We start from the raw sequence: 517 nt of genomic DNA on the forward strand, positions 1-517 counted from the left end.
AGATCCGAGCGCGCTGGAACTGATCCGCCATGACACCGCGCATGTGCTGGCGGAAGCCGTTCAGGAGATATGGCCGGGAACGCAGGTCACCATCGGGCCGGTGATCGAGAACGGATTCTATTACGACTTTGCCCGCAACGAGCCGTTCACCCCGGACGATTTCCCGGTGATCGAGAAGAAGATGCGCGAGATCATCGCGCGCAACAAGCCGTTCACCAAGGAGGTCTGGTCGCGCGACAAGGCGAGACAAGTCTTCGCCGACAAGGGCGAGCGCTACAAGCTCGAACTGATCGATGCCATTCCCGAGGACCAGGATCTCAAGATCTATGCGCAGGGCGACTGGTTCGATCTCTGCCGCGGTCCTCACATGGCCTCGACCGGCCAGATCGGCAACGCCTTCAAGCTGATGAAGGTGGCTGGCGCCTATTGGCGCGGCGACTCGAACAACCCGATGCTGACGCGCATCTACGGCACGGCCTGGGCCGACCAGGCGCAGCTCGAAGCCTACCAGACGATG

1 protein-coding gene is annotated in these 517 nt (G+C 61.7%); it reads left to right on the top strand.

Annotated features, from left to right (window positions below; all coding sequences use genetic code 11):
• Nucleotides 1-517 (top strand): threonine--tRNA ligase (locus X744_RS0139285; protein ID WP_031261575.1); only part of this gene is annotated, 517 nt, incomplete at both ends.

Origin of the sequence: Mesorhizobium sp. LNHC252B00 (genome assembly GCF_000502955.1) — a bacterium.
GTDB lineage: Bacteria > Pseudomonadota > Alphaproteobacteria > Rhizobiales > Rhizobiaceae > Mesorhizobium.